This is a genomic window from Kitasatospora cystarginea, assembly GCF_039533515.1.
Lineage (GTDB): Bacteria > Actinomycetota > Actinomycetes > Streptomycetales > Streptomycetaceae > Kitasatospora > Kitasatospora cystarginea.
In genome coordinates this window covers 316,794-343,618 of sequence record NZ_BAAATR010000004.1, presented here as the reverse complement: position 1 = coordinate 343,618, position 26,825 = coordinate 316,794, and the positions used below count along the sequence as shown (strand labels likewise).

Genomic DNA, 26,825 nt, shown 5'->3' with positions numbered 1-26,825 from the left:
CCGATCCGGGGAGCCAGATGCCGCCCACAGCCAGCGCCGGCACGCCGCACAGCCGCGCCGTCGACCCCCAGTTCCTCGCCTACCCGCTGCGTACGCTCGCCGACGCCGCCCTCAGCCGGGCCCGTCAACTCGGCGTCAGCCACGCGGACTTCCGCCTGGAGCGGGTGCGCAGCGCGTCCGTACGGCTGCGCGACGCCCGCCCGGCGGGCTCCGCCGACAGCGTCCAGCTCGGCTTCGCCGTCCGGGTACTGCTGGACGGCTCCTGGGGCTTCGCCGCGGGGGTCGACCTCACCGCGGACGCCGCCGCCAGGGTCGCCGAGCAGGCCGTGGCGGTGGCCCGGCTCTCCGGTGGGATCAGCCACGCCGCCGGGGCGAAGGACCTGGTGGAGCTGGCCGATGAGCCGGTGCACGCGGACGCCACCTGGGTCTCCGCGTACGAGATCAACCCGTTCGACGTGCCGGAGGCCGAGAAGACCGCGCTGCTCGCCGAGTGGAGCGGCCGGCTGCTCGCCGCGAAGGGCGTCTCGCACGTCCAGGCCAACCTGCTGACGGTGCAGGAGAACAAGTTCTACGCCGACACCGCGGGCACCGTCACCACCCAGCAGCGCATCCGGCTCCACCCGTGGCTGGAGGCCACCTCGGTGGACGAGCAGGGCGGCGCCTTCGACTCGATGCGCACCATCGCCCCGCCGGTGGGCCGGGGTTGGGAATATCTCGCGGGGGTTCGGGGGTCGTCCCCCGATGGGCGCGGCCTGACGGGCACCGGCTGGGACTGGGACGCCGAACTGGCCGAGCTCCCCGAGCTGCTGGCCGAGAAGATGAAGGCGCCGAGCGTGGCGGCCGGCCGCTACGACCTGGTGATCGACCCGTCCAACCTCTGGCTGACCATCCACGAGTCGATCGGCCACGCCACCGAGCTGGACCGCGCCCTCGGCTACGAGGCCGCCTACGCCGGCACCTCCTTCGCCACCATCGACAAGCTGGGCTCGCTCAGGTACGGCTCCGAGCTGATGCACGTCACCGGCGACCGCACCGCCGAGCACGGCCTGTCCACCATCGGCTACGACGACGAGGGCGTGGCCACCCAGTCCTGGGACCTGGTCAAGGACGGCATCCTGGTCGGCTACCAGCTGGACCGGGCGATGGCCAGGCAGCAGGGCCTGGGCCGCTCCAACGGCTGCGCCTTCGCCGACTCCCCCGCGCACGTCCCGGTGCAGCGGATGGCCAACGTCTCGCTCCAGCCGGCCGTCGGCGGCCCCGACACCGCGGGCCTGATCGCGGACGTGGAGAACGGCCTGTACATCGTCGGCGACCGCTCCTGGTCGATCGACATGCAGCGCTACAACTTCCAGTTCACCGGCCAGCGCGCCTTCGCCATCAGGAACGGCGAACTCGCCGGCCAGGTCAGGGACTTCGCCTACCAGGCCACCACCACCGACTTCTGGGGCTCGATGAGCGCCGTCGGCGGCCCGCAGACCTATGTGCTCGGCGGTGCCTTCAACTGCGGCAAGGCCCAGCCGGGCCAGATCGCGGCGGTCAGCCACGGCTGCCCCTCCGCGCTCTTCCGCAACGTCAACGTCCTCAACACCCAGCAGGAGGCGGGTCACTGATGAACGCAACCCATCCCCACGAGCTGGTCGAGCACGCCCTCGGGCTCTCCCGTACCGACGGCTGCGTGGTGATCGCGGACGAGCAGTCCACCGCCAACCTGCGCTGGGCGGGCAACGCGCTCACCACCAACGGCGTCACCCGGGGCCGCCGGCTGACCGTCATCGCCACCGTGGACAAGGGCGAGCAGGGCGCCTCCTCGGGCGTGGTCTCCCGCGAGGCGGTGACCCTGGACGAGGTCGAGGGCCTGGTCCGGGCCGCAGAGGAGGCCGCGCACGCCGCCGAACCGGCCGAGGACGCCCGGCCGCTGGTCGAGGACCGCCCCTGCTCGCCGGACTTCACCAAGGCTCCCGAGGTCACCACGATCGAGGTCTTCACCGAGTTCGCCCCGGCCCTCGGCGAGGCCTTCGCCCGCGCCCGCGCGGCCGGCCAGCTGCTGTACGGCTTCGCCAACCACGAGCTGACCACCAGCTACCTCGGCACCTCCACCGGCCTGCGGCTGCGCCACGTCCAGCCGACCGGCTCGGTCGAGATCAACGCCAAGACCGCCGATCTCACCACCTCCGCCTGGGCCGGCGCCGCCACCCGGGACTTCCGCGACGTGGACGTGGCCGAGCTGCACGAGCAGCTCACCCGCAGGCTCGCCTGGGGCCAGAAGAAGATCGACCTGCCCGCGGGCCGGTACGAGACCCTGCTGCCACCCTCGGCCGTCGCCGACCTGCTGATCTACCTGTACTGGTCCGCCGAGGGCCGGGACGCCGCCGAGGGCCGGACGGTGTTCAGCAAGCCCGGCGGCGCCACCCGGATCGGCGAGAAGCTCACGGAGCTGCCGCTGACCCTGCGCTCCGCCCCGGCCGAGCCGGGCCTGGAGGCGGCGCCGTTCGTCATCGCACACAGCTCCGGCGACACCCACTCGGTCTTCGACAACGGCCTGCCGCTGACCGCCACCGACTGGATCCGCGACGGCGAGCTGACCAACCTGGTCACCACCCGTCACTCGGCCCGGCTGACCGGCCTGCCGCTCACCCCGCCGGTCGACAACCTCGTCCTGGAGACGGCCGACCAGTCGGCCGCCCCCACCCTGGACGAGATGATCGCGCGCACCGAGCGCGGCCTGCTGCTCACCTGCCTCTGGTACATCCGCGAGGTCGATCCGGCCACCCTGCTGCTCACCGGCCTCACCCGGGACGGCGTCTACCTGATCGAGAACGGCGAGGTGGTCGGCGCGGTGAACAACTTCCGGTTCAACGAGTCCCCGGTGGACCTGCTCGGCCGGATCACCGAGGCCGGCCGCACCGAGCCGTGCCTGCCGAGGGAGTGGGGCGACTACTTCAACCGCGCCGCGATGCCGCCGCTGAGGGTCGACGGGTTCAACATGAGCTCGGTCAGCCAGGCTTCGTAGCCCCCGTTCACGGAAAGGACCCCGGAGTGGACGACAGACGGCTGGTCAAGACCTCGAAACTGCTGTCCCGGGTGCTGCGGCACGACCCGGGCGCGGTCGGGGTCGTCCTGGACGAGCACGGCTGGGTGCGGGTCGACAGCCTGCTCGCCGCCCTCGCCCGGCACGGCAGGCGGCTCAGCCGGGCCGAGCTGGACCTCGTGGTCGGGACCAACGACAAGAAGCGCTTCGCCTACTCCGAGGACGGCGCGTCCATCCGCGCCAGCCAGGGCCACTCGGTGGCGGTGGACCTCCAGCTCGCCGCCACCGAGCCGCCCCCGGTGCTCTACCACGGCACCACCGGGCGCTGGCTGGACGCCATCTTCCGGGAGGGCCTGCGCCCGATGTCCCGGCAGGACGTCCATCTCTCCGCGGACACCGGGACGGCCGTCAGGGTGGGGTCCCGGCACGGCCGCCCGGTCGTACTGGCGGTCGACGCCGCCGCGATGTCGGCCGACGGCCACCTCTTCCGGGTCAGTGCCAACGGCGTCTGGCTCACCGACGCCGTCCCCGCCCGCTACCTGCGGGCCCTTGGGTAGGGCGCGCTCCAGCGCACGCGTCTCCCCCTCCCCCGCCCTGCTGGGGCGAGGGGGCGCGGCGTACGGTGAGGTGACCGCACCCGGTGATGGGTGCGGGTGCGGACGAGAGCGGTGGACCATGGGCAAGAGCGACGAGGTGTTCCGGATCACCGGAGCACGCACCAGCCTCTCCGACGACGTGCGCAGCCGTCAGCGCCGGTACGTGATCTCGATGTCGCTGCGCACGGTGTGCGTGCTGCTCGCCGTGGTGTTGTGGGACGTGCAGCGGCTGGTGGCCTACGGAGCGCTGGTGGGAGCCGTGCTGCTGCCGTACTTCGCCGTCCTGATCGCCAACGCCGGCCGGGAGCGGGCTCCCGGCCTCCCGAGCACCTTCGCGGTCCCGCCGGAGACCCCGCTGATGCTGGGCCCCGGGGGCACCGGCGGGGGCGGCGCCTCGAAGGAGAGCTGACAGAGCCTCAAGAACTGCTGTCCGTTTTGCTGGCGTTTACCGACATTTGAACCCCGGAAAGCTCAGATACAGCTCAGATTAATCATGAAAGAGCTAGCCATTCGGGGGTCGAGCCGTGACATACTGCGTACGCGCTCCGCATCCCCCGTCGGAGCGACAGACCGACGCCGGGCGGCTCCCCCCGTGGCTGCCCGGCGTCGTCATGCCCTCTTGTCGGGCCTCCCGGCGGTGAATGCGAGACTGGCGGTACACAGCGCCACCGCGACCGACAGGACGGCTCCCATGGAATCCCCCACGCATCCGCTCTTCGGCGCGCCGGACGGCCCCGAGGGCCCGCCGGTCTGCTCCGGGAAGGGCTGCCGCAAGCCCGCCGAGTGGGTGCTGGTGTGGAACAACCCCAAGCTGCACACGCCGGACCGCCGCAAGACCTGGCTCGCCTGCGACGAGCACCGCGAGCACCTCTCCCAGTTCCTGGGCGTACGCGGCTTCCTGAAGGAGGTCGTCCCGCTCGCCGGCTTCCAGGGCTGACCGGCCCGGGCGGCGCCCTCCGGGGTGGCCGGCTACCCGCCGATGGCGGACATCGGGCGGGCGGGCTGGAGGAAGTCGGGGTTGTCGATGCCCGCGCCAGCCTTCTTGCCCCACATCGCCCGCCGCCACAGCTCGCCGAGTTCGGCGTCGCTCGCACCGGAGCGCAGCGCACCGCGCAGGTCCGTCTCGCCGGTCGCGAACAGGCAGTTGCGGACCTGGCCGTCGGCGGTGAGCCGGGTACGGTCGCAGGCGCGGCAGAACGGCCGGGTGACGCTGGCGATCACACCGACCCGGGCCGGCCCGCCGTCCACCAGCCAGCGCTCGGCGGGCGCCGCGCCGCGGCCGTCGGACGGCTCGGGGGTGAGCGGGAAGCGCGCCCGCAGCCGGTCCAGGATCTCCTCGGCGGTGACCATCCTCGAACGGTCCCAGCCGTGTTGGGCGTCCAGCGGCATCTGCTCGATGAAACGCAGCTCGTACCCGCGCTCCAGGCACCAGGCGAGCAGGTCGGCGGCCTCGTGGTCGTTGCTGCCGCGCATCAGCACGGCGTTGACCTTGACCGGGGTGAGCCCGGCGGCCTCGGCCGCGGCCAGCCCGTCCAGCACGTCCTGGTGGCGGTGGCGCCGGGTCAGGATACGGAAGGTCTCGGCGTCCAGGGTGTCGAGGGAGACATTGACCCGGTCCAGGCCCGCGGCCCTGAGCGCGGCCGCGGTACGGGCCAGCCCGATCCCGTTGGTGGTGAGCGAGAGCTCGGGGCGCGGTTCGAGCCCGGCACAGGCGGCCACGATGTCGACCAGACCCGGGCGCAGCAGCGGCTCGCCGCCGGTGAAGCGGACCTCGCGGACGCCCAGGTCGCGGACGGCGAGGGTGACCAGCCGGACGATCTCCTCGTCGGTCAGCAGCTCGGGCTTGGCGAGCCACTGGAGTCCCTGCTCGGGCATGCAGTAGGTGCAGCGGAGGTTGCACCGGTCCGTGAGGGAGACCCGTAGATCGACCGCCTGCCGGCCGAAGGTGTCGAGGAGCATCGCGGCCCCCTTCCCTGGAAAAGCCGACCCGGCCGCCACATACGGCGGGCCGGGCCAGCTTATCCGGGCGATCGGACACCCTTTCGAGGCGTCCGCCATGCGAAAGGCGCGTCCGGCGGATCAGTGCGCGCCCAGTCCGGTGAGCGAGCGGACCTCCAGTTCGGCGTACTTCGCCGGGTCGGCGGTGTCCTTGGCCAGCAGGGTGCCGATCCACCCGGCCAGGAAGCCGATCGGGATCGAGATCAGACCGGGGTTCTCCAGCGGGAACCAGTGGAAGTCCCGGTGCGGCAGGAGCGAGGTCTTGGCTCCCGAGACCACCGGCGAGAAGACCACCAGGACCACCGAGGAGACCAGGCCCGCGTAGACCGAACTGACCGCGCCCGCGGTGTTGAAGCGCTTCCAGAACAGCGAGTACAGCAGGGTCGGCAGGTTGGCCGAGGCGGCCACCGCGAAGGCCAGGGCGACCAGCGCGGCCGTGTTGAGCTGGTCGGCGAAGATGCTCAGCAGGATGGCGATCGCGCCGATCGCCACGGCGGCCAGCTTGGCGGCACGGACCTCCTCCTGTTCGCCCGCCCGCCCGCGCCGGATCACGTTGGCGTAGAGGTCGTGGGCGAAGGAGGCCGAGGACGCCAGGGTGAGCCCGGCGACCACGGCGAGGATGGTGGCGAAGGCCACCGCAGAGATCACCGCGAGCAGGACCGCACCGCCGCCGGAACCCGCGCCGCCGCCGAGCTCCTGGGCGAGCAGCGGGGCGGCGGTGTTCCCGGCCGCGTTGGACGCCTTGATCACCTTGGGTCCGACCAGGGCGGCCGCGCCGAACCCGAGCGCCAGCGTCATCAGGTAGAACACCCCGATGATCCCGATCGCCCAGAGCACCGACTTCCGGGCCGCCCTGGCGGTGGGCACGGTGTAGAAGCGGACCAGGATGTGCGGCAGGCCCGCGGTGCCGAGGACCAGGGCCAGGCTCAGGCTGATGAAGTCCAGCTTGGTGGTGCCGGTGGTGCCGTACTTGAGTCCGGGTTCCAGGAAGGCGGAGGCCTTGCCGCTGGCGTCCGCGGCGGCGCCGAGCAGGCTGGAGATGTTGAAGTGGTATCTGGCCAGGACCAGGACGGTCATCAGCGCGGCCCCGGCGATCAGCAGCACCGCCTTGACGATCTGCACCCAGGTGGTGCCCTTCATGCCGCCGACGACGACGTAGAGCACCATCAGTGCGCCGACCGCGACGACGGTCCAGCGTTTGGCGCCCTCGCCGCTGACGCCGAGCAGCAGGGCCACCAGCGAGCCCGCGCCGACCATCTGGGCCAGCAGGTAGAAGATCGACACCACGATGGTGGAGATCCCGGCGGCGGTGCGGACCGGGCGCTGGCGCATCCGGAAGGCGAGGACGTCGGCCATGGTGTAGCGGCCGGAGTTGCGCAGCGGCTCGGCGATCAGCAGCAGCGCGACCAGCCAGGCGACCAGGAACCCGATCGAGTAGAGGAAGCCGTCGTAGCCGAAGAGCGCGATGGCGCCGGCGATGCCGAGGAAGGACGCGGCGGACATGTAGTCGCCGGAGATCGCCAGACCGTTCTGGAGGCCGCTGAAGCCCCGGCCGCCGGCGTAGAAGTCGGCGGCGCCCTTGGTCCGGCGCCCGGCCCAGACGGTGATGACCAGGGTGACCAGGACGAAGGCGCCGAACAGCGTCATGGTGAGGCCGCGGTGGCTGCTCGCTGCGGTGGCCGTCCGGGACACGGTCAGGACGGTGGTCATTCGGCGGCCTCCTGGGGCAGGCGGGCGGTGTCCCGGCGGCCCGCGGCACCGGTCCGGTGGCTCTCGCGGATGGCGGCGGCCGACGGATCGAGCCTGCGGTCGGCGAAGCGGGCGTAGCACGCGGCGATGGCGAAGGTGCTGGCGAACTGCAGCAGGCCGAGCACCAGGGCGACGTTGACGTGGCCGACGACCCTGGTGGCCATGAAGCCGGGGGCGTAGCTGGAGAGCAGGACGTACAGCAGGTACCAGAGGATGAAACCTGCGGTCACGGGAAAGGCGAAGCCCCGGAAGGATCCGCGCAGTTCGCGGAACTCCTGCGACTGGGCGATTCGCCGGCCGTCGGGCGGGGCCGGTTCTTCGTTCGGCGGAGTGTCCATGCGGTGCCTCCTGACGTCCGAGGTGCACTACGGAACAAATACGACGTGATGGATGTCACACCACACGTGCCGCTGCATGCTAGATCCACAGGGGGGTCGCGCACAGGCCGCCGGGCGCGGCAGGCGACATCTGGCCGAAAATCGATCGCGACACGCCGGAGAGGCGGTGCCCGATCGGGCACCGCCTCTCCTGATGTTCCGTCAGGGGCCTTTCCTCAGAAGCCGATCCGCACCTTGAGTGCGGTGCGCTCGTCCATCGCACGGTACCCGTCCGGCACCCCGGCCAGGTCGACGGTGCGGTCGAAGACCAGGCCGGGCTCGATGGCTCCGGAGAGCACGTCGGGGAGCAGCTCGGGGATGTACGCGCGGGCCGGGGCCACGCCGCCGTTCAGCGAGATGTTGCGGCCGAACATCTGGCCGATGTCCACACCGGCGCTGCCGCCGTGCGGGACGCCGACGTAGCCGACCGCGCCACCGTCGCGGGCGACGGAGATCGCGGTGCGCATCGACTCCTCGGTACCGACGGCCTCCAGTACGGCGTGCGCGCCCTGGCCCTTCGTCAGCTCCTTCACCGCCTCGATCGCGGCCTCGCCGCGCTCGGCGACCACGTCGGTGGCGCCGAACCTGCGGGCGATGTCGGTCCGCACCTGGTGGCGGCCGAGCGCGATGATCCGGCCCGCGCCGAGCCGGTGCGCGGCCAGCACGCCGCACAGGCCGACCGCGCCGTCACCGACCACGGCCACCGTGGCGCCCGCCTTGACCCCGGCGGAGACGGCCGCGTGGTGGCCGGTGCTCATCACGTCGGAGAGCGCCAGCAGCCCCGGCAGCAGCTTCTCGTCGCCCGCCGCCTCCTTGGGCAGCCGGACCAGGGTGCCGTCGGCGTACGGGACGCGCACCGCCTCGCCCTGGCCGCCGTCGTAGCCGACCTGGCCCCAGAAGCCGCCCTCGGGGCAGGAGGTGTGCAGGCCCTCGCGGCAGAAGTCACAGGTCCCGTCGGACCAGACGAACGGGGCGACCACGAAGTCACCGGGCTTGAAGTCGGAGACCTCGGAGCCGACCTCCTCGACGACGCCGAGGAACTCGTGGCCGATCCGCTGCCCGGCCTCGCGGGCGGCCACACCGCGGTACGCCCAGAGGTCGCTGCCGCAGATACAGGCGTTGACCACGCGGACCACAGCGTCGGTGGGCCGCTGGATCCTCGGGTCGGGCACTTCCTCGATTCGTATGTCGTTCGGACCGTGGATCACGGTGGCACGCATGAGGAGTCTTCCTTCGCGATTGAACGTACTGCCGTCACCTGCTCGGACGGCCTGGGCTACCTCGCCCGGATGTACGACTCCCCCGCCGCCCACTCTATTCCGCGGTGTCACGTACGCCACTCCTGCCCCTGTGGACCCGATCGGGTCGCTCTTCCCTGTGGGCGGGCCCCTTAGAGTGGTTGACCATGCATACGATCCAGTCCACTGGCGACGACTCCGCCCTGGCGGGCTCCACCCGCACCGCGCCGCTCCCGGCGCAGCGCACCGGTGAGAGCGGCCAGGGCTTCGCCGTGGTCGACGTCGAGACCACCGGGCTCGGCCGCTCGGACCGGATCATCTCCGCCGGTGTGTACCAGCTGGACGCCTTCGGTGAGGTGACCGACAGCTGGTACACCCTGGTCAACCCCGAGCGCGACCCGGGGCCGATCTGGATCCACGGCCTGACCCGCGAGATGCTCGCCGACGCACCCGTCTTCCGGGAGATCGCGGACGAGCTGGCCGACCGGCTGTGCGGGCGCGTGATGGTGGCGCACAACGCGCTCTTCGACTGGAACATGATCTCGCGCGAGTACTCGCGCGCCGGGTTGCGCGCCCCCGTCGAGCAGCGGCTGTGCACCATGGTGCTCTCCCGCGACCTCGGTCTGCCGCTGCCCAACGGCAAGCTGGCCACCCTGGCCCAGTACTTCGGGGTGCAGCAGCGCCAGGCGCACAACGCGCTGGACGACGCCCGGGTGCTCGCCGAGGCGTTCCGGCCCAGCCTGCACCTCGCCCGGCAGGCCGGCATCCCCCTGCCGCTGACCACCTGCGTCGCCGTCACCGACCTCGGCGAGGACAGCCCGGCCCCCACCCGGGGCTCCTGGTCCTCGTCCTACCGGGCGAGCCGGAAGCGGCCGCCGTGCCCCTACCCGAACCCCGGACGCTGGCAGGACGGCAGCCCGCTGGTGCAGGGCATGCGGGTCGCCATCACCGGCGACACCGCCACCGACCGCGAACTGCTGGAGGACCGCGCCGTCGAGGCCGGACTGCACGTCGCCACCTCTGTGAGTCGCCTCACCAGCCTGCTGGTCACCAACGAGCCGGACAGCTGGAGCGGAAAGGCCCGCAAGGCCCGTGAGTACGGCACACCGGTGGTCGGCGAGGACGCCTTCCTGCAGCTGCTGCGGGAGGTGGCCCCGCACCCCGGTGTCTGACCGGAGGGATAAGTGGGCGTAGCGTGCCATTGTGTACCGATTCCTGCTCTCCCGGCGTTGGGCGATCATTTTCCTGGTCGCCCTGCTGCTGATCCCCACCATGATCCGGCTGGGTTTCTGGCAGTTGCACCGCCACGAGGCCCGGGTGGCCCGCAACGAGCTCATCGCGACGAACCTCAAGGACGAGCCCGTCGCCTTCGACTCGATCTCGACCGCCCCGGGCTTCAACGTGCCGACGGACGAGACCTGGCGGGCGGTCACGGCCAGGGGTCAGTACGACGCCGAGCACGAATTCGTCATCCGCAACCGGCTGGAACCGGGCGGGACCAGCGTCGGCTTCTTCGTGATCACCCCGCTGAAGCTGGCCGACGGCAAGGGCGAGGTCCTGGTGAACCGAGGCTGGGTGGACTCCCCCGGCGACGCCACCAGCTACCCCACCGTGCCGAAGCCGCCGGCCGGCGAGGTCACGGTGACCGGCCGGCTGCGGGCCGACGAGACCACCGCGAGCAGCGGGATCAAGGACCGCGGCGGGCTGCCGCCGCGGCAGTTCAAGCTGATCAACAGCGCCCAGCAGGCCAAGGAGAACGGCACCACCGTTCTCGGCGGCTACCTGGAGCTGGTCTCCACCGCACCCGCCCCCGGCGGCGACGCCCCCGAGCTGCTGCCCGACCCCGAGCACTCGGACATCGGCCCGCACATGGCCTACGCGATCCAGTGGTGGCTCTTCACCACCCTGATCCCGGTCGGCCTGGTCGTCCTCGCCCGCCGCGAGGCCAAGGAGCGCCAGGAACGCCAGGCCGCCGAGACGCCCGAGGAGACGCCCGGCGAGCCCGAGCCCGCCGCAGCGGGAGCCTGAGCCCGCCGCCGGTCCCCGGGGGCCGGCACCCCGCGCTGCGGTCAGAGGCCGGCCAGGAAGGCGATCAGCGCCTCGTTGACCTCCTTGGGACGCTCCTGCTGGGTCCAGTGCCCGGTGTCCGGCAGCCAGACGACGTCCCGCAGGTCGGGCACGAACTCCGCGAGCCTGTCGATGCCGTCCTGGGCCGCCCGGTTGGCGACCACGACGTCCCGCTCCCCCGCCACGAGCAGGGCGGGCGGCGTGATCCGGGCCCCCTGCCATGCCGCGGTGAGCTCCCAGGAGCGGTCCAGGTTGCGGTACCAGTTCAGCGGCCTGGCGAATCCGTGCTCCTCGAACTCGGCCGCGTAGAAGTCGAGGTCCTCCTCGGTGAGCCAGTCCGGCAGCACCTCCGGATCCCGGAAGATGTCCAGGAACCCGCCGCCCTCCGGCACCAACGGCACACCCGCCGCCCCGAATTCGCCCCTTCCGCCCAGGAGTCTGCGCAGGCCGGCCCGCACATCGCGCTGCAACTCCGCCTCGGGAACGCCCCGTTGCTGGAAGTACAGCATGTAGTACGCCTCCCCGAACAGGTGCCGCAGCACGGCAGTCGGCGCGGCGGTACTGCGCGGACCGGGCGGCACGGAGAGCCCGACCACACCCCGCACCAGGTCGGGACGGAACTGCGCCGAGGCCCAGGCGACCGGCGCGCCCCAGTCATGGCCCACCACCACCGCGTCCTGCGCACCGAGCGCCGGGATCAGCCCGAGCGCGTCCCCGACCAGGTGCGGGATGGTGTACTTCTCGACCTCCTCGGGCCCGCCGGTCCGCCCGTACCCGCGCTGGTCCGGCGCGACCGCGTGGTACCCGGCCTCGGCGAGGGCGGTGAGCTGGTGCCGCCAGGAGTACCAGCTCTCCGGGAAGCCGTGCAGCAGCAGGACCAGCGGGCCGGTGCCCGCCTCGGCGACATGCATGCGAAGACCGCTGGCGGACTCCACGAAGCGGTGCGAAATCTCGGTCATTCGGGATCCCTCCGGTTCACGTCAACTGACTCACTGTCAGCTGTCGTCCGCGCCCGGTCAAGCTCTCCCCCGCCCGGCGTCCCGATCAGGCACGATGTCCCCATGGATCTCGGACTTCAGCAGAGGGTGTACGTACTGACCGGCGCCAGCCGGGGGCTCGGCCTGGCCGCCGCACGGGAACTGGTCGCCGACGGCGCCCGGGTGGTACTCGGCGGCCGGAGCAAGGAGACGCTGGACGCCGCGGTCGCCGGACTCGGCGGCCCCGGGCACGCGCACGGCGTGGTCGCCGACAACGCCGATCCCACCGCCCCCGGACGGCTGATCGCGGCGGCCAAGGAGCGCTTCGGGCGGTTCGACGGTGTACTGATCAGCGTCGGCGGCCCGACCGCCGGTCCCGTCCTGACCGCCGAGGACGAGTCCTGGCGCGACGCCTTCGAGTCGGTCTTCCTCGGCGCGCTGCGGATCGCCCGGACCGCGGCCGGCGAGTTGGATGCCGGCGGCGTGATCGGGTTCGTCCTCTCCACCTCGGTGCGCCAGCCGATCCCGGGCCTCGGCATCTCCAACGGCCTGCGGCCCGGTCTCGCGATGGCCGCCAAGTCGCTCGCCGACGAGCTGGGGCCGCGCGGCATCCGGGTACTGGGCCTGCTGCCCGCCCGGATCGACACCGACCGGGTCCGCGAACTCGACGCCGCCGGCAGCGACCCGGAAGGCGCGCGCAGGCAGTTCGAGGCCGCGATCCCGCTCGGCCGCTACGGCACGCCCGAGGAGTTCGGCAAGGTCGCCGCCTTCCTGCTCTCCCCCGCCGCCTCCTACCTCACCGGCTCGATGATCGCCGTCGACGGCGGCGCCCTGCGGAACCTGTGACAGCCGAGGGGTGCGGGGAACCGCAGGAGCGGCCCAGCACCTCCGGTCCGGTTCCCCTCGGCCCCGGACGGTCCGGTCCGCCGAAGGCCTCCACCGGGGTGCGGGCGACCGGCGCGACCCCCGTGCCCCGGTGCCCGCACCCGGAACCGCCGTGCCACGGACGGGAGAAGCCGAGCGGCCCGGCCCGGGAGAGCCGTTCCCGGGCCGGGCCGCTCGCCGCGGGCCCTACTGCCGGTCGGTCTTAGTCGCCGATGCCGGCCAGGTCGCGCAGCCGACGGGCCTGCGCCGCCCGTTCGGCCGCACGCTGCTCCTCGTACGAGCGTCCGGCGGCACCCTGCAGCAGGGCCTTGGTCTCGATCACCGCACTGCGCGGGGCGGCCAGCAGCGCGGCGGCCAGGTCCTTCACCGCGTCGTCCAGTTCCGCGGCCGGTACGGCGAGGCTGGCCAGGCCGGTGGCCACGGCCTCCTCGGCGCCGACCTGGCGCCCGGTCGCGCAGATCTCCAAGGCCCTTGCATAACCGACCAGTTCGGTCAGCGGCTTGGTGCCGGCCAGGTCGGGTACCAGGCCGAGCGAGGTCTCCTTCATGGCGAACTTGACGTCCTCGGCGACCACTCGCAGGTCGCAGCCGAGCGCCAGCTGGAATCCGGCCCCGATCGCATGGCCCTGGACTGCGGCGATGCTGATCAGGTCGGGACGGCGCCACCAGGTGAAGGCCTCCTGGTACCCGGCGATGGCCGCATCCAGCTCCTTGTCCTCGGCGGCCGCCAGCTGGAGGAAGCTGGGCTCGCCGGGGATGCCCTCCGGGGTGAACATCGCCCGGTCCAGACCGGCCGAGAAGGACGTGCCCTCGGCCCTGAGCACCACCACCCGGACGGTCCCCGGCAGCGCACGGCCGACGGCGGCGAGCGCCCGCCACATCGCGGGCGACTGGGCGTTCAGCCGCTTGGGGTTGCAGAGAGTCACCACGGCGGTCCCGCCGTCGATTTCCAGCCGGACTCCGGCTTCTTCCCACTGCGGATCCGGCTCGATGGCGGGAGCGGTCATGGCGATACCTCCAGCAGACGTACAAGTGCATGAACATGCGGACGAACAGCAGAGCTACTGGAGAGTAACAAATCAAAGCCCCCACCGGACAGGACCTTGTTCACGCGACCGGGAAATACCACGCGGAAATGACGATCGGCGGTCCGGATGGCACCGGCCGCCGAATCGTCTGAAGCTGTCGGATCTGATGCTGCGCACTCGCGCGCCCTGCCGCCTCGGCGCGCTGTAAGGGTGAGCGTGCGGCACCGGCTCACTCGGTGATGGAGCGTCAGGAACCCGCTGCCGCAGTAGCCTTGTTCTTGCCGCGCGTCGCACCGCCGCGGCCCCGGAGGATCACTCCGGATTCGCTCAACATGCGGTGCACGAAGCCGTAGGAGCGACCGGTCTCCTCCGCCAGGGCGCGAATGCTCGCCCCGGAGTCGTATTTCTTCTTAAGATCGGCCGCGAGCTTCTCACGCGCGGCACCGGTCACCCGGCTGCCCTTTTTCAGAGTCTCGGCCACCCGTGCCTCCTCGTAGCTGTGCTCGGTCAGATTCCCATGATCACCCATAGCCAGGCTCCTGGCCACCCATTCGACAAGGTCGATACCGGGAAAGCGCAGTCTGCCGGTGGTGCTCACAGCGCACAAGGGCGCTCACCGTGGGTGCACGCGCCCCCATCAGATCCAGCCATCCGGGGCGAAAGAGCTGATCAGCACCATCGGCCCGCCGCTTGAACAGCGGCGGGCCGATGGTGGCAAAGGTAAACGGAATCCTCCGCTCTCTCATTCCCCGAGACGCCGAAGGACGAGAGTTTCTACGTCGGATCGCTGATTAGGCGTCTACTTCAGGGTCAGGCCAGCGAGACCAGATCCGCATAGGCGGGGCTCCACAGGTCCTCGACGCCGTCCGGAAGCAGGATGATCCGCTCCGGCTGGAGCGCGTCGACCGCGCCCTCGTCGTGGGTGACCAGGACGACCGCGCCGGTGAAGGAGCGCAGTGCGCCCAGGATCTCCTCGCGGCTGGCCGGATCCAGGTTGTTGGTGGGCTCGTCCAGCAGCAGGACGTTGGCGCTGGAGACCACCAGCGAAGCCAGCGCGAGCCTGGTCTTCTCACCGCCGGAGAGCACCCCGGCCGGCTTGTCCACGTCGTCCCCGGAGAACAGGAAGGAACCGAGGATCTTGCGGATCTGCACCAGGTCGGTGTCCGGCGCGGCGGAGCGCATGTTCTCCAGCACCGTACGGTCCGGGTCCAGGGTCTCGTGCTCCTGGGCGTAGTAGCCGATCTTCAGACCGTGTCCCGGGAGCACCTCGCCGGTGTCCGGCTCCTCGACGCCCGCGAGCATCCGCAGCAGCGTGGTCTTGCCGGCACCGTTGAGACCGAGCACGACCACCCGGGAGCCCCGGTCGATCGCCAGGTCGACGCCGGTGAAGATCTCCAGCGAGCCGTAGGACTTGGAGAGGTCGCTGGCCGTCAGCGGAGTCTTGCCGCAGGGGGCCGGGTCCGGGAAGCGCAGCTTGGCGACCTTGTCGGACTGCCGCACCTCGTCCAGGCCGGCGAGCAGCTTCTCGGCACGGCGGGCCATGTTCTGCGCGGCGACGGTCTTGGTGGCCTTGGCGCGCATCTTGTCGGCCTGCGCGTTGAGGGTCGCGGCCTTCTTCTCCGCGTTCGTGCGCTCGCGCTTGCGGCGCTTCTCGTCGTCCTCGCGCTGCTGCTGGTACTGCTTCCAGCCCATGTTGTAGACGTCGATGCAGGAGCGGTTGGCGTCCAGGTAGAACACCTTGTTGACGACCGTCTCGACCAGGTCGACATCGTGCGAGATGACGATGAAGCCGCCCTTGTAGGTCTTCAGGAAGTCGCGCAGCCAGGCGACCGAGTCGGCGTCGAGGTGGTTGGTCGGCTCGTCCAGCAGCAGGACGTCGGCGTCCGAGAAGAGGATCCGGGCCAGCTCGACGCGGCGGCGCTGACCACCGGAGAGGGTGTGCAGCGGCTGACCGAGGATGCGGTCCGGCAGGCCGAGCGCGGCCGCGATGGTGGCGGCCTCGGCCTCGGCGGCGTACCCGCCCTTGGTGAGGAACTCGGTCTCCAGGCGCGCGTACTTCTTCATCGCGTTGTCGCGGGTGGCGCCCTTGCCGTTGGCCATCCGCTCCTCGTTCTCGCGCATCTTCTTCAGCACGGTGTCCAGGCCGCGGGCGGAGAGGATGCGGTCGCGGGCGAGGACGTCGAGGTCACCGGTGCGCGGGTCCTGCGGCAGGTAGCCGACCTCGCCGCTGCGGGTCACCGTACCGGCGGCCGGGAGGCCCTCGCCGGCCAGCACCTTGGTGAGCGTGGTCTTGCCCGCGCCGTTGCGGCCGACCAGACCGATCCGGTCACCCGGGGCGACCCGGAAGTTGGCGGACTCGATCAGGATTCGGGCACCGGCACGCAGTTCGAGGGCGTTGGCGGAAATCATGGCTGGGAGGAACTCCTGGGACGTGGGCGGGCACCTGGACCTGGACTTGACACAGGGCCGGAGCGCTTGGGACTGGGCGGCGCGCGGAGGTCGGCGTACCACCCGGAGGGGCGCGCCGGCTGCCCGCTAATGCCCGGGGGAAACAGCCATGCGGGCCAGTCTACCGGGCCCGCCGGAGAGCCTTGCTGGAATAATGCGCGACCGCCGTCCCGCCGGCCCGGGCCCGAAGCGCGCGGGCCCGCGGCGAGGACCCGCGAGGTGCGCGGGCCACCGTCCGGTCGCACGGCCGCGCACCACCCGGCGGCGGGTGTCCGGAGCCCCGGTCAGGGCTTGGAGCAGGTGCCCTCGGGCTTGACCGCGGCGAAGGGGACCTCCGGGGTGCCGCAGACCGGCTCCAGGGCGCCCTGGACGGTGTCGAAGACCCGGGTGCCCACGACCGGCCCGTCGTCGACGGCGGCACGGCGCCCGTCCAGCCGGTGCAACAGGACGCCGGGGCCGGTGTCCAGGTGCCAGTTGGGGGCGTCCAGGCGGAACCCGGTGACCAGGCCGGGCAGCGGGTGGCCCGCGCCGCCGGTGCCGGTGCCGGTGCCGGTGCCGGTGCAACTGCGCGGTACCAGCACCGCGTTGTCGGTGTGCACGGTGCGCAGCGGGTCGTAGAGGCACCCGGTCTGCGGTCGCGAGTTGAACCGCAGGTCGCCATCGCGGTCCCGGAAGCCCATGGCCAGCGTCGGTGTGACCACGGCGACCCAGGGCTCGGGCTCGGTGACGGTCTGCAGGGCGGCGGCCGCGCGCTCCACCTCGGTGTCACGGCGCTCGGAATCCGCCCTGGCGTCGGCACCGGGTTCGCCGGCGGCGCGCAGCCACTCGGCGAGACCGGGCACGGCCCGGTGCCAGCGCACCGAGTGGTCGCTCGGCCGTACCGAGGTGATCATGCCGTCGTCCCAGACCACCACGGCGTTCTCCCCGGCCATCGCCATGTGCAGGGCGGTGGCGCCCTCCCGGCGGTAGGACCACAGGTGCTCGTCGGTGGTCTGGTCGTACGCCTCCAGGCCGGGGCCGACCTTGAGTTCCAGGCTGCCGGTGGCCAGCGACTGGGCGCTCACCGGGCTGGCGTCGGCGATGCCGGGCGCGTCCACCCGGTCCCCGAAGGGCACCGGCCTGTTGGCGTGCGCGGCTGCCCCGGCCCCGAGCACCAGCAGGACGGCCAGGGCTGGGAGGACGGATCGAGAGCTGAGGGGACGAACCGGCTTCCAGGACACGGCCGGAGCGTACCCTCCGCACGCGTGGCCGTCAGCCGAATGCGGCCCTCCGCTCCTGCGGGCGATCGCGGCCCGGCCGGGCCGACACACCGCGCCGACCTGCGCATCTCGCCGGGCAGCCGGGCGGGGCGGCCGCTACCGTGCGACTGCAGCGGCCGGCCGGACCGTTATAGAGGTGAGACGGGATGCGGCTCGACGATCAGGCGGAGCTGGACACCTCGCGGGTGCAGGATCGGCGCGGGATGTCCGACGGGAAGGACGGGAAGGTCGCCGTCGGGGGCGGCGCGGTCGGGCTGATCGGACGGCTGCTCGCGCTCTTCCTGGGCGTCGATCCGAGCACCCTCGGGCTCTTCGGCGACGACCGGATGCGGCGGGCCACCGGCCGGGTCAACCCCGAGAGCCGGCACCACGGATCCTCCGCCCAGCGCCGGCAGTGGTTCGGCACCGGCTACCGGACCGGGGACCTGGCGAAGTGCAACACCTTCGGGTAGGGCCCGCAACGGGACATGCACCCGATCGGTTCCGGCGATCCACCTGGATGCCACTTCTGAGTGACATGCGCATTTTCTGACGGACCGTGGGCTTAACTTCTGAATCGCGGTACTCATCCCCGTACCGCAGCCGGTACCGCCCGACACCTCCCGCACCGGCGCCGTCCCAGAGGAGAAGACCCATGCGACTCGGCCGCCTCGCCCTGGCCGCCTCCGCACTGCTGCTGGCGACCACCGCGAGCGTTCCCACCGGCGCGCCACTGAGCCGGGCCGAGCGGCACGTCGCGCTCTCCTCGGGCGCGGCCCAGCCGCACCACACCGCGTCCGGGCCCGACGTCGGACGGGCTGCGCACGAGGTGCCGTTCGGCGCGTTCGTCGGCTCCTGGGACAGCTACATCCCGCAGATCGCCAAGATGGCACGCTGGCTGAACGGCGCCGACATGCAGGTCGGCCACACCTACCTGGCCGGGAACAACTGGAAGGACATCGAGGGTGAGCCGGCGATGCTCGGCCTCTGGACGCAGTGGCGCCAGGCCGACCCCCAGCGGGGGCTCGTCCTCGGCGTGCCCATGCTGGCGCCCAGCGAGGGCAACCTCGCGGACCGCGAGGTGACCCGACTGCTGGCGCGGGCGGACCGGGGCGAGTTCGACTCGCACTTCCTCCAGCTGGCCAGGCGGCTGGTGGCGCTCGGCGGCGGCGACACCGTCCTGACCCTCGGCTGGGAGATGAACGGCATCACCTACACCCACCGCTGCAAGCCCGACCCGGCCGCCTGGAAGGCGTACTGGCGGCGGATCGTCACGGTGATGCGCTCGGCCCCGGGCCAGCACTTCAAGTTCGACTTCGCGCCCACCCGCGGCCTGGACGCCATCCCGTGGACCCGCTGCTACCCCGGTGACGACGTGGTCGACATCATCGGCATGGACAGCTACGACCAGCCCGCCGGCGCCACCTTCGACGACTACGTCTCCGAGCCGTACGGGCTGCAGGACCAGGTCGAGTTCGCCGCCAAGCACGGGAAGCAGGTCTCGTACCCGGAGTGGGGGCTGTTCCGCAACGGGGACAACCCCGAGTTCGTCCGGCGGATGGTGGAGTGGATGCGCACCCATGACACCGCTTACCAGACCGTCACCGACTACTGTCCGCACGGCTTCTGGGAGTGCAACCGCAACCCACGCGCCAGCGCGGTCTTCAAGCAGCTGATGTCGGGATCGAAGGGCGCGGGCCCGCTGACCGGCAGCGGCGGCGCGACCGCCGGTGCCCGCCCGACGCCCGCGCCGTGGCCCAAGCCCACCGCGAAGCCCGGCGAGCGGCCGGGCGAGCGCCCCTCCGGGTGGCTACCCGGCTGGCCGGGCAGCGGCCACGGGGTGCCCGGGACGCGGCTCGACCCCTGGCTCGGCGGCCCCAGGCCGTCAGCTGCGCCGTCGGGCCGCTAGCGCCTCCTTCAGCCTGGGCAGCCTGGTGCCCAGCTGCCGCACCACCGCCCGGCGCACGGTCACCCGTAGTGCGCGGGCCGCTGCGAACGGCGCGAGGCGCCCGGGTCCGAGCACCAACCGCTGGTTGGACAGCTGGTCCGGGCGCCAGCGCTGCTTGTACGGCTCCTGGCCGCGCAGCAGGCTCAGCACCGGGATCTCGGCCGCCCGCACCTCGTCCAGGGCGGCGCCGAACAGCAGCCCGGCGATGTCCAGGCGCTCGCGCAGTTTCGGGTGGGCACCGTACATGTACAGGCCGCCGAAGGACGGACAGAGCAGCAGCAGGTTGATCGCGACCACCTCGCCGTCCAAGCGGAAGCGGTGCAGGGCGGCGCGGCCGGTGGCGACCAGTCCGGTGGTGGACTCGGCCAGATGTGCGGCGAAGCGCTCCCTCCGGTGCTCCGGGGTGACCCCGCGCTCCTGCCACTGCAGGAAGTGCAGCCGCAGCAGCTCCTCGATCGCCTGCGGCACCTCGTCGGGGGTGACCGAGCCGACCTCGACACCCGCCTCCGCGATCTTCCGCTGCTTGACCCGGCTGCGCTGGGCGGTCTTCCCGGGCAGCCGCTTGAACAGCTCCTCCATCGGCACCGCCGGGAGGTACTGGCAGAGCGAGTCGGGTAGCCGGTGGCGGCGGCCGCGCCAGTGCTCGAAGACCCGCTGGACGGCCGCCTGAGGGTGCACCTCGCGCAGCTCCAGGCTGTGCCAGGGGCGGCGCAGCGGGAGGGCGCGGGCGAGTTCGGCGGCCGCCAGGTCGGCGACGGCGTCGTCCAGCAGCACGTCGGTGAAGTCGACCAGGCCGCCGCCGAGGTTGGTCAGGCCGCCGAAGGGGCCGCGGCGCCGCAGGGCCGCGGCCCCGACCAGCCGTCCGTCTTGGCGCACCAGCACCACGACCAGGCGGCCCGGGCGGCCGTACTGGCGCCACCAGGAGCGCAGCCAGGCGGTGGCCTGGAACGAGGTCGCGGCGGCGCACCGCCGGGCCAGGTCGTCCCACTCCTCGGCCACCCGGTCGAGTGCGTCGTCGGTCCGCAGGACCTCGGCCCGCCAGGTGGGCGCGCCGCTCTGTACGGGGAGCGCCACCCCACTCAGTTGTTCGGTGCTCATCGGCCTTCCCCCGCCTGTGGGGGAAGGCCGCCGGGGTTCTCGGTCATGCCGGGCTTCCTGCCTTCCGCGCCTCGACGGCCCCGGCGCCCCCGGCCCGGGTGCCGGGCGCGGAAGCCGGGGCGGGGAGGGGGACCGCGGCGGCCGGAGCGGTGGCGGGACGGCGGCGGGTCATCATGACGAGGGCGCCGACCAGGACGCCGGCGGCGGTGCCGACCGCGGTGTCCAGCTGGACGGAGGGCGAGGACGGTCCCTCCGGTGCGGCCGCCGGGGCGAGCGGGACCAGCCGAACGCCGGTCTCCTTGCTGCTCGTGTCGGCGAACGCCACCAGGGACCTGGCGACCGCGTCGGCGGCCCGGACGGCCTCCTTCGGGCGCTCGCCGGTCCCGGTGATCTCGATCACCGGCGCATCCGGCGAGGTGGTGCCCCGAACCCGCTCGGCCAACTCCGCGATGGTCTCGTCGAGTTGGGCTGCGGCGCCGGCCAGCACCTGCGGCTGTCCGGCCAGCCTCCCGTACGCCTGGGCGAAGTTGACCGCGGTGGAGCTCTCCCCCGGCCCCTGCGAGACCACCACCACGTAGGAGTTGGCGGCGTAGCTGGGGTGCGCCAGGAGGCCGTAGCCGGCCCCGGCCAGGGCGCCCAGCGGCACGGCGAGTGCCACCGGCCACCAGCGGCGGGTCAGCGCACGTGCGCTGCGGCCCAGTTCGGACATCGGTGACTCCGTGAGGTGTGAGGCGGCCCCGAAGGGCCGGGGATGGGGATGGTGTGCGGGACCGGACGGCGGCCGGCCCCGGACCGCCGCCGCGTCCCCGAGGGCTGCCGCCGCCCGGCTGGTCGGGTGTCATGACGGGACGGCGGTCGAGGGCCGCTCGGGCAGTTCCCGGCGCACCCCCGGGTCCGCGTCGGCGGTGAGACTGTCGTAGAGGCGGCCCAACCCGTCGGCGACACGGGCGATGTCGTAGTGCGCGACGGCCGGGGGCTGCGGCAGGGGGGTGCTGCGGCGGCTCCACAGTTCGCACAGGGCGGCGGTGTAGGCGGCCGCGTCCGAGGGGACGCGGGCAGCCTCGGGGGCGGCCTCGGGGCCGAGTTCCTCCAGGGCCGGGCAGGCGCTGTAGCGGACGGGCAGTCCGGCCGCGAGGCCCTCGAGGACGGCCAGCCCGAACGTTTCCTCGGTCGAGGGTGCGGCCAGGACGTCCATGGCGGTCAGGAGTTCGGGGACGTCCTCGCGCTCCCCCGGGCAGAGCAGCCGCGCTCGTACCCCGAGCCGCTTGGCCCGCCGCACCAGTGCCTCGCGCTCCGGCCCGGCACCGACCAGCAGCAGCCAGGGCTCGCGCAGCGCCGGGTGCTCCCCGGCCAGCGCGACGAGTTCGGCGAGCGTGTCGACCAGGACCTCGAAGCGTTTGCCGGGCACCAGCCGTCCCACCCCGCCGACCACCCAGGCCTGCTGCGGCAGGCCGAGCTCCGTCCTGACGATCTGCCGGACGGCAGCCCTGGAGGCGGTCGGCAGGCTGTAGCGGGCGGCCTCGACACCGTTCGGCAGCAGGTGCACCCGGTGCGGCGGGACACCCCAGGCGTCGAGCGTGCCGGCCACCTGGCGGGAGACCGCAACGGTGGTGCTGCCGAGCCGTTCGGCGAGCAGGTAGAGCACCCTGACCCCGATGGTGGTCCGGCGGCCCTCGATCACCCCGGCTTGCAGCGAGTGCTCGGTGGCGACCACCGTGCGGACCCCGGCCAGCCGGGCGGCCAGCCGCCCGTAGAGGCCGGCCCGGTAGAGATGGGTGTGCACCAGCCGGTAGTCGCCGGAGCGGATCAGCCGGATGAGTCGGGGCAGCACGGTGAGGTCGCGGTTGCCGCGCATCGCCAGGTCGTGCACCACCACGCCCTCGGCGCGCAGCGCCTCGGCGACGGCCCCGGGATCGGTCAGGGTGGCCACCTCGCAGCGGTACCGCTCGGGCAGGTGGCGCAGCAGCAGCAGGAGCTGGCGTTCGGCACCGCCGGACGCCAGGCCGGTGACGACGTGCAGCACCCTCATCGGGCGGTCCCCCGCTGCCCGCCCAGCGGGCCTCGGCGCAGTGCGCACGCCGCGTCGCGCAGCCGGTGGCGGCCCTGCTTGGCGAGCAGCCGCAGGGCGCCGTCCCGTTCCCCGACGTACGAGCGCGGCAAGGCGAACCGGCTGGTGAGCGCGCCGTGCTGGATGGCGCAGGCGTAGTGGTAGCCCGCGTCGCGGACGGCCAGGACGGCGGGCGGGTCGATCGCGCCGTACGGGTAGCAGAACCCGGTGACCGGACCACCGACCAGCCCCTCCAGCGCGCGCCGGCTCTCCCTGGTCTGCTCGGCGAGTACGTCGGCGGGCAGTCCGGGCAGCGCCCGGTGGCTGAGGCCGTGCGAACCGATCTCCCAGCCCGCGGCGGCGAGTTCGGTGACCTCATCGACCGTCAGCAGCTGCTTGCGGGGGCCCAGCACATCCCAGCCGTTCTCGGTGCCGAGCAGGTCCGGGACGACGTAGGCGGTCGCGGTGAACCCGTGCGCACGCAGGATCGGGACGGCCTGTCCGGCGAAGTCGGCGTAGCCGTCGTCGAAGGTCAGGCCGACCAGCCGCGCCGCCCGGCCGGCGGCCCGGGCCCGCAACAGTTCCCGGACGCTGACGCCCCGCCTGCCGGTGCGGGCCAGCCACTCCATCTGGGCGGCGAACCGGTCGGGGCTGACGGTGAGCCGGTAGGGGTCCTCCTCCTCGTCGGCCACCGAGTGGTACATCAGGATCCAGGGCGCGGCCGTGGTTCTCTCGGCCGGTGCCGGGAGATGCGGTAGCCGGGTGTCAGCGTCCATGGGGCAGCTTCCCTTCAGCGGCCGGGTTCGGGCACAGGGCCCGGACGAGGGCGAGCACGGGGCCGCGGACCTCGGCGGCGCCGAACGCGGTGCCGAGCACGGCGAAGACGAGGAGCACGCAGCCGCCGCCGAACAGGGTGGACAGCAGCGGGTCGGCGGTCAGCGCGCCGGCCGCGGTACCCGCGGCGGCGGCGCCGACGGCGGCGGCCAGCAGCCGGGCCTGGCCGCCGAGCACCCGGGGCAGCCGCAGGGCGATACCGCGCGGCGGCAGCCCGCGCAGCAGCAGCGCGGCGGTGGCGGTGATCCCGGCGGCGTTGCCCGCGGCGATGCCCAGGGCACCGGTACGGGGAACGGCGACGAGTCCGACGCCGATGGTGACCAGCAGTCCGAAGGCCATCGCGGCGACCGGGTACCAGTCGAGCAGGGTGACCGAGCCGGGGGCCGGGAGGGCCCGGCGGTGCCGAGAGCGACAAGCGACAGGCGACGCAGGAGCGCCGGAGTGCGGAGCGTCGGCGCCGGGCCCGAGGACCCGGCGGCCCCAGAGGACGAGGTCCCTGATGCCGGGCTCCCGGCCCGCCGGCGTCGCGGTCGAGCGGTGCGGCAGCCACCGGCGGTTCCCGGCGTGGCCGTTGTACGGCTCGTCGGCGCGCCGGACCACCGGGCGCACCGAGAAGTACGGCCGGACCATCACACCGACCAGCGCCTGGGCGGGCAGTCCGAGGCCGTAGACCCGCATCACGGCGGCGGTGGCGGCGGTGTCGTGCGGGCCGAAGGCGCCGCGCTCGAACAGCAGCGAGACCACCGAGGGCGCACAGGCCATCAGGCAGGCGGTGCCGGCCAGAACCACCGCGGCGGCCTGGCCCAGATCCTTCTCAACCCGGTCCCTGGCCGCCGTCAGGTCACCGGCCGCGAGCGCCCTCGCAACCAGCGGGAAGGTCACGGTACAGATCAACACAGCAGCGGTCATGGCGAGTTGGGAGACCTTGGCCGCGTAGTTGAGGTGCGAGATGGTGCCCGGCGGCAGGCCGGAGCCGAGGCAGCGCTCGATGAAGACCTGGGCCTGCCGGGTGAGGGTGAATGCGGCGACCGGCAGCAGCGCGAGCGGGATCAACACCAGCGGGGCCGGCCCCCGGTGGCGCCCCGGCCTGCGGCCCTGGCGCAGCCGGCGGCGGAACGGCCCGATCAGCACCCCGGCCATCAGCAGGCTGCCGAGCGCCACCCCGGCGGCGGCCGAGCGGACCCCGAGCGTCGCGTGGCAGGTGAGCAGCACGGTGAGGATGCCCAGGTTGTACGCGACGTAGATGGCGGCGGGTGCGGTGAAGCGGTGGTGGGCGCGCAGGGCGGAGCCCAGGTACCCGGCGAGACCGAAGGGCAGGACGGTGCAGGCGGTGATCCGGGTGCAGGTGACGGCGAGGCCCGGGTCGGCGAGGCCCGGGGCGAGCAGCCCGACCAGCCAGGGGGCGCCCAGGGCGACGATGGCGGTCAGGGTGCACAGTGCCAGCAGCAGCCAGGGCAGGGTGGACCGGATCAGCCGGCGGACCGGGTCGGCCTGGTCGGGCCGCTCCTCACGCAGCACCAGGGCGAGGCTGAAGGCGGGCACCATCAGGAAGGCCATGGCGTCCTCGATCAGCAGCGGCGCCGCCGTCTCGGGGACCGTCCAGGCGACCAGGAAGGCGTCGGTGCCCTGGTTGGCCCCGAAGTAGCGGGCCAGCAGCAGGTCGCGCAACAGCCCGAGGGCGGAACCGGCGGCGCTGAGCAGGGCGGTGACCCCGAAGGCCCGGGCCAGGAAGCCGGCCCGGGCAGGAGGGTGCGGGGTGGTGCTACCGCCCTTGCGGGCGGGCGGCGGCGCGGGGGTCAGCGGGGCGGCCAGGGCCCTCGGCTGCTCCCTCGTCATGGGCGCACCCCCGAGGAGGCGGCCGCGGGTGCATCGTCGACGGCCGGCTGCGGCGCTGGACTTGGCAGTAGCGCCGCCGTACCGCTCTCGTCGGGGCCGGCGAGAGCGGTCCGGGCGGCGAGGCCGAGGACGACCGAGGTGAGCACGGTGGTCGCCCCGCCGATGTCGCCGTACAGGAAGTCGACCAGGACCCAGACCAGCAGGGCGAGCGCGGCCAGACCCGCTCCCCCGTCCGGCTCCGGATGCCGACCGCCGCAGGCGTGGCGGAGGCAGCCGATCAGCAGGGCCAGGAAGAGGGCGGCGTACGCGAGCATGCCGACCAGGCCCTGCTCGCTGAGGACCAGCAGGTACATGTTGTGCGGGGACAGCAGGGGTTCGCGCTGGAAGCCGATGGTGGCGTCGGCGGTGTCGCTGCCGGATGACAGCCTCAACGGGGCGTGGCTGTCGCGCAGTTGCTGGAAGGCCTTGGGCCCGGCGCCGGTGACGGGGCGGTCCTGCCAGATCCGCAAGGCGGTGGCCCAGAGGTCGTAGCGGTCGCTGACGGACTGGTCGGGCGCGGCGGAGACCGAGCCGATACTGGAGAGCCGCTGGGTGACGCCGTCGGAGCCGATGCCGATTCCGCAGACCAGGACGGTGCCGGCGGCCAGCCCCAACAGGGCGGCGCGGACGGCCAGTCGGGCGTCGGCCCGCAGCACCAGCACGGTGGCGGCGGCGGCACAGGCGATCCAGCTGCCCCGGCTGAAGGAGACGGCCAGCGGGAAGGTGAGGAAGGCGGCGGCGGCGAACATGGCCAGCCGCAGCGGGCGGTTTCCGTCGGGCCCGCGTTCGGCGAGGCCCAGGGCGAGGGCGGCTAGCAGACCGAAGCTGACCACGGTGGACATCGCCATGATGTCGAGGGCGCCGAAGGTGCCGACCGCGCGGATCGGCAGGCCGGTGTAGGAGGCACCGGTCCTGGTCAGGTACTGGTTCGCGCCGACCGCTCCCTCGACCAGCGCGGCCAGCACGAGGGAACCGAGGATCAGCCGCTGGTCGAAGCGGTCGCGCAGGGCATTGAGTACGCAGGCGGGCACCAGCACGAAGACCTGGACCAGCCGGACGAAGCCGGTGAGGCTGGCGGCCGGGTCGATCGAGGTGACGGTGGCGACGGCGGCCGCGCAGACCACCGCTCCGAACAGTGCGCAGGCAGTACGACTGAGCACGGGGGCACGGCCGCGCAGCAACTCGACGGTGGTCCAGCCGACCAGGGCGAGCGAGGCCACATCGGCCGCGGTGACGTGGACGGCGGCGGTGACGTCCTTCTCCCCGCCGGGTACGCAGACCAGCAGCACGGTGGCGGCGGCCACCAGGCTGGGCCGGGTGATCAGGGCACCCCGGGCGGTCCGTAAGGCCGGCCGCACCGGTTCCCCGGGCGCCCGGGTCAGCGCGAGGGCCATC

General features: G+C 72.9%; 24 protein-coding genes and 1 pseudogene. 10 read left to right on the top strand and 15 right to left on the bottom strand.

The features are described from left to right. The first annotated feature begins 17 nt into the window (after positions 1–17). The 5 genes from ABD369_RS07245 (at position 18) to ABD369_RS07225 (ending at position 4,561) form a co-directional block, all read left to right on the top strand. A complete protein-coding gene (locus ABD369_RS07245; RefSeq protein WP_344635391.1) occupies positions 18–1,610 on the top strand; it encodes a TldD/PmbA family protein in 1,593 nt (530 codons plus the stop codon). Then, positions 1,610–3,010 (top strand): metallopeptidase TldD-related protein, encoded by a 1,401-nt coding sequence (locus ABD369_RS07240; RefSeq protein ID WP_344635390.1) that lies wholly within the window; start codon positions 1,610–1,612, stop codon positions 3,008–3,010. Before ABD369_RS07245 ends, ABD369_RS07240 begins: the two co-directional genes overlap by 1 nt. Positions 3,011–3,036: 26 nt before the next feature. Continuing rightward, complete coding sequence (locus ABD369_RS07235) at positions 3,037–3,585, top strand: RNA 2'-phosphotransferase (protein WP_344635389.1); 549 nt, start codon at positions 3,037–3,039, stop codon at positions 3,583–3,585. Positions 3,586–3,703: 118 nt separating this feature from the next. Next, positions 3,704–4,033 carry a DUF3099 domain-containing protein gene (locus ABD369_RS07230; protein WP_344635388.1) on the top strand — a complete coding sequence of 110 codons (330 nt, stop codon included), beginning with the start codon at positions 3,704–3,706 and terminating at the stop codon, positions 4,031–4,033. Positions 4,034–4,315: 282 nt separating this feature from the next. Then, the gene (locus tag ABD369_RS07225; protein ID WP_344635387.1) at positions 4,316–4,561 is read left to right on the top strand and encodes a hypothetical protein; all 246 of its coding nucleotides are present in this window, start codon (positions 4,316–4,318) and stop codon (positions 4,559–4,561) included. Positions 4,562–4,593: 32 nt separating this feature from the next. Here ABD369_RS07225 and moaA read toward each other — a convergent pair whose 3' ends face one another. The 4 genes from moaA to ABD369_RS07205 form a co-directional block, all read right to left on the bottom strand. Next, complete coding sequence (gene moaA, locus ABD369_RS07220) at positions 4,594–5,583, bottom strand: GTP 3',8-cyclase MoaA (RefSeq protein WP_344635386.1); 990 nt, start codon at positions 5,581–5,583, stop codon at positions 4,594–4,596. Positions 5,584–5,703: 120 nt separating this feature from the next. Next, positions 5,704–7,332 carry a solute symporter family protein gene (locus tag ABD369_RS07215; RefSeq protein ID WP_344635385.1) on the bottom strand — a complete coding sequence of 543 codons (1,629 nt, stop codon included), beginning with the start codon at positions 7,330–7,332 and terminating at the stop codon, positions 5,704–5,706. Next, positions 7,329–7,709 (bottom strand): DUF485 domain-containing protein, encoded by a 381-nt coding sequence (locus ABD369_RS07210; RefSeq protein WP_344635384.1) that lies wholly within the window; start codon positions 7,707–7,709, stop codon positions 7,329–7,331. Before ABD369_RS07210 ends, ABD369_RS07215 begins: the two co-directional genes overlap by 4 nt. A gap of 215 nt (positions 7,710–7,924) precedes the next feature. Then, on the bottom strand, positions 7,925–8,968 hold the full coding sequence (locus ABD369_RS07205) for a zinc-dependent alcohol dehydrogenase family protein (RefSeq protein WP_344635383.1): 1,044 nt from the start codon (positions 8,966–8,968) through the stop codon (positions 7,925–7,927). 185 nt (positions 8,969–9,153) lie between these two features. On the opposite strand from ABD369_RS07205, the gene ABD369_RS07200 reads away from it, so the two are divergent. Then, on the top strand, positions 9,154–10,158 hold the full coding sequence (locus ABD369_RS07200; RefSeq protein ID WP_344635382.1) for a DEDDh family exonuclease: 1,005 nt from the start codon (positions 9,154–9,156) through the stop codon (positions 10,156–10,158). Between the two features lie 31 nt (positions 10,159–10,189). Continuing rightward, positions 10,190–11,014 (top strand): SURF1 family cytochrome oxidase biogenesis protein, encoded by an 825-nt coding sequence (locus ABD369_RS07195; protein ID WP_344635381.1) that lies wholly within the window; start codon positions 10,190–10,192, stop codon positions 11,012–11,014. A gap of 41 nt (positions 11,015–11,055) precedes the next feature. On the opposite strand, the gene ABD369_RS07190 is transcribed toward ABD369_RS07195, so the two are convergent. Further along, entirely contained in the window at positions 11,056–12,012 is a 957-nt protein-coding gene (locus tag ABD369_RS07190) for an alpha/beta fold hydrolase (protein ID WP_344635380.1), read from the bottom strand. Between the two features lie 102 nt (positions 12,013–12,114). On the opposite strand from ABD369_RS07190, the gene ABD369_RS07185 reads away from it, so the two are divergent. Then, on the top strand, positions 12,115–12,876 hold the full coding sequence (locus ABD369_RS07185) for an SDR family oxidoreductase (RefSeq protein WP_344635379.1): 762 nt from the start codon (positions 12,115–12,117) through the stop codon (positions 12,874–12,876). Positions 12,877–13,117: 241 nt separating this feature from the next. Here ABD369_RS07185 and ABD369_RS07180 read toward each other — a convergent pair whose 3' ends face one another. The 4 genes from ABD369_RS07180 to ABD369_RS07165 form a co-directional block, all read right to left on the bottom strand. Beyond that, a complete protein-coding gene (locus ABD369_RS07180; protein ID WP_344635378.1) occupies positions 13,118–13,921 on the bottom strand; it encodes an enoyl-CoA hydratase/isomerase family protein in 804 nt (267 codons plus the stop codon). A 268-nt stretch (positions 13,922–14,189) separates the two neighbouring features. Beyond that, entirely contained in the window at positions 14,190–14,423 is a 234-nt protein-coding gene (locus tag ABD369_RS07175; protein WP_030285640.1) for a helix-turn-helix domain-containing protein, read from the bottom strand. Between the two features lie 329 nt (positions 14,424–14,752). Beyond that, the gene (locus ABD369_RS07170; RefSeq protein ID WP_344635377.1) at positions 14,753–16,351 is read right to left on the bottom strand and encodes an ABC-F family ATP-binding cassette domain-containing protein; all 1,599 of its coding nucleotides are present in this window, start codon (positions 16,349–16,351) and stop codon (positions 14,753–14,755) included. Positions 16,352–16,674: 323 nt separating this feature from the next. After that, complete coding sequence (locus ABD369_RS07165; protein WP_344635376.1) at positions 16,675–17,610, bottom strand: PQQ-binding-like beta-propeller repeat protein; 936 nt, start codon at positions 17,608–17,610, stop codon at positions 16,675–16,677. Positions 17,611–17,963: 353 nt separating this feature from the next. On the opposite strand from ABD369_RS07165, the pseudogene ABD369_RS07160 reads away from it, so the two are divergent. Both ABD369_RS07160 and ABD369_RS07155 read left to right on the top strand, forming a co-directional pair. Continuing rightward, positions 17,964–18,101 (top strand): annotated as a pseudogene (locus tag ABD369_RS07160) (neutral zinc metallopeptidase); the annotation flags it as partial. 182 nt (positions 18,102–18,283) lie between these two features. Beyond that, complete coding sequence (locus ABD369_RS07155; protein WP_344635375.1) at positions 18,284–19,537, top strand: glycoside hydrolase family 26 protein; 1,254 nt, start codon at positions 18,284–18,286, stop codon at positions 19,535–19,537. Here the strand turns inward: ABD369_RS07155 and ABD369_RS07150 are convergent. The 6 genes from ABD369_RS07150 to ABD369_RS07125 all read right to left on the bottom strand — a co-directional run bounded on the left by ABD369_RS07150 (position 19,514) and on the right by ABD369_RS07125 (position 26,824). After that, positions 19,514–20,674, bottom strand: coding sequence for a GNAT family N-acetyltransferase (locus tag ABD369_RS07150; RefSeq protein WP_344635374.1), 1,161 nt, complete (start codon positions 20,672–20,674; stop codon positions 19,514–19,516). The two genes, ABD369_RS07155 and ABD369_RS07150, sit on opposite strands and share 24 nt — an antisense overlap. 43 nt (positions 20,675–20,717) lie before the next feature. Further along, complete coding sequence (locus tag ABD369_RS07145; RefSeq protein WP_344635373.1) at positions 20,718–21,383, bottom strand: YveK family protein; 666 nt, start codon at positions 21,381–21,383, stop codon at positions 20,718–20,720. A 129-nt stretch (positions 21,384–21,512) separates the two neighbouring features. Next, positions 21,513–22,703, bottom strand: coding sequence for a glycosyltransferase (locus ABD369_RS07140; RefSeq protein WP_344635372.1), 1,191 nt, complete (start codon positions 22,701–22,703; stop codon positions 21,513–21,515). Then, positions 22,700–23,497, bottom strand: a complete 798-nt coding sequence (locus ABD369_RS07135) for a polysaccharide deacetylase family protein (RefSeq protein ID WP_344635371.1) — start codon at positions 23,495–23,497, stop codon at positions 22,700–22,702. Before ABD369_RS07135 ends, ABD369_RS07140 begins: the two co-directional genes overlap by 4 nt. Further along, complete coding sequence (locus tag ABD369_RS07130) at positions 23,487–25,391, bottom strand: lipid II flippase MurJ (protein ID WP_344635370.1); 1,905 nt, start codon at positions 25,389–25,391, stop codon at positions 23,487–23,489. Before ABD369_RS07130 ends, ABD369_RS07135 begins: the two co-directional genes overlap by 11 nt. Next, the gene (locus tag ABD369_RS07125; RefSeq protein ID WP_344635369.1) at positions 25,388–26,824 is read right to left on the bottom strand and encodes an O-antigen ligase family protein; all 1,437 of its coding nucleotides are present in this window, start codon (positions 26,822–26,824) and stop codon (positions 25,388–25,390) included. The genes ABD369_RS07130 and ABD369_RS07125 overlap by 4 nt, the downstream gene beginning before the upstream one ends. Between the last annotated feature and the right edge of the window lies 1 nt (position 26,825).

What these genes read in the sequence shown, in the direction of transcription:
- ABD369_RS07230 (WP_344635388.1), top strand. Translation starts at nt 3,704, where the DNA reads ATGGGCAAGAGCGACGAGGTGTTCCGGATCACCGGAGCACGCACCAGC.
- ABD369_RS07140 (WP_344635372.1), bottom strand. Translation starts at nt 22,703, where the DNA reads ATGAGGGTGCTGCACGTCGTCACCGGCCTGGCGTCCGGCGGTGCCGAA.
- ABD369_RS07155 (WP_344635375.1), top strand. Translation starts at nt 18,284, where the DNA reads ATGCGACTCGGCCGCCTCGCCCTGGCCGCCTCCGCACTGCTGCTGGCG.
- ABD369_RS07135 (WP_344635371.1), bottom strand. Translation starts at nt 23,497, where the DNA reads ATGGACGCTGACACCCGGCTACCGCATCTCCCGGCACCGGCCGAGAGA.
- ABD369_RS07210 (WP_344635384.1), bottom strand. Translation starts at nt 7,709, where the DNA reads ATGGACACTCCGCCGAACGAAGAACCGGCCCCGCCCGACGGCCGGCGA.
- ABD369_RS07145 (WP_344635373.1), bottom strand. Translation starts at nt 21,383, where the DNA reads ATGTCCGAACTGGGCCGCAGCGCACGTGCGCTGACCCGCCGCTGGTGG.
- ABD369_RS07205 (WP_344635383.1), bottom strand. Translation starts at nt 8,968, where the DNA reads ATGCGTGCCACCGTGATCCACGGTCCGAACGACATACGAATCGAGGAA.
- ABD369_RS07190 (WP_344635380.1), bottom strand. Translation starts at nt 12,012, where the DNA reads ATGACCGAGATTTCGCACCGCTTCGTGGAGTCCGCCAGCGGTCTTCGC.
- moaA (WP_344635386.1), bottom strand. Translation starts at nt 5,583, where the DNA reads ATGCTCCTCGACACCTTCGGCCGGCAGGCGGTCGATCTACGGGTCTCC.
- ABD369_RS07150 (WP_344635374.1), bottom strand. Translation starts at nt 20,674, where the DNA reads ATGAGCACCGAACAACTGAGTGGGGTGGCGCTCCCCGTACAGAGCGGC.
- ABD369_RS07240 (WP_344635390.1), top strand. Translation starts at nt 1,610, where the DNA reads ATGAACGCAACCCATCCCCACGAGCTGGTCGAGCACGCCCTCGGGCTC.
- ABD369_RS07245 (WP_344635391.1), top strand. Translation starts at nt 18, where the DNA reads ATGCCGCCCACAGCCAGCGCCGGCACGCCGCACAGCCGCGCCGTCGAC.
- ABD369_RS07170 (WP_344635377.1), bottom strand. Translation starts at nt 16,351, where the DNA reads ATGATTTCCGCCAACGCCCTCGAACTGCGTGCCGGTGCCCGAATCCTG.
- ABD369_RS07215 (WP_344635385.1), bottom strand. Translation starts at nt 7,332, where the DNA reads ATGACCACCGTCCTGACCGTGTCCCGGACGGCCACCGCAGCGAGCAGC.
- ABD369_RS07125 (WP_344635369.1), bottom strand. Translation starts at nt 26,824, where the DNA reads ATGGCCCTCGCGCTGACCCGGGCGCCCGGGGAACCGGTGCGGCCGGCC.
- ABD369_RS07130 (WP_344635370.1), bottom strand. Translation starts at nt 25,391, where the DNA reads ATGACGAGGGAGCAGCCGAGGGCCCTGGCCGCCCCGCTGACCCCCGCG.
- ABD369_RS07185 (WP_344635379.1), top strand. Translation starts at nt 12,115, where the DNA reads ATGGATCTCGGACTTCAGCAGAGGGTGTACGTACTGACCGGCGCCAGC.
- ABD369_RS07180 (WP_344635378.1), bottom strand. Translation starts at nt 13,921, where the DNA reads ATGACCGCTCCCGCCATCGAGCCGGATCCGCAGTGGGAAGAAGCCGGA.
- ABD369_RS07225 (WP_344635387.1), top strand. Translation starts at nt 4,316, where the DNA reads ATGGAATCCCCCACGCATCCGCTCTTCGGCGCGCCGGACGGCCCCGAG.
- ABD369_RS07200 (WP_344635382.1), top strand. Translation starts at nt 9,154, where the DNA reads ATGCATACGATCCAGTCCACTGGCGACGACTCCGCCCTGGCGGGCTCC.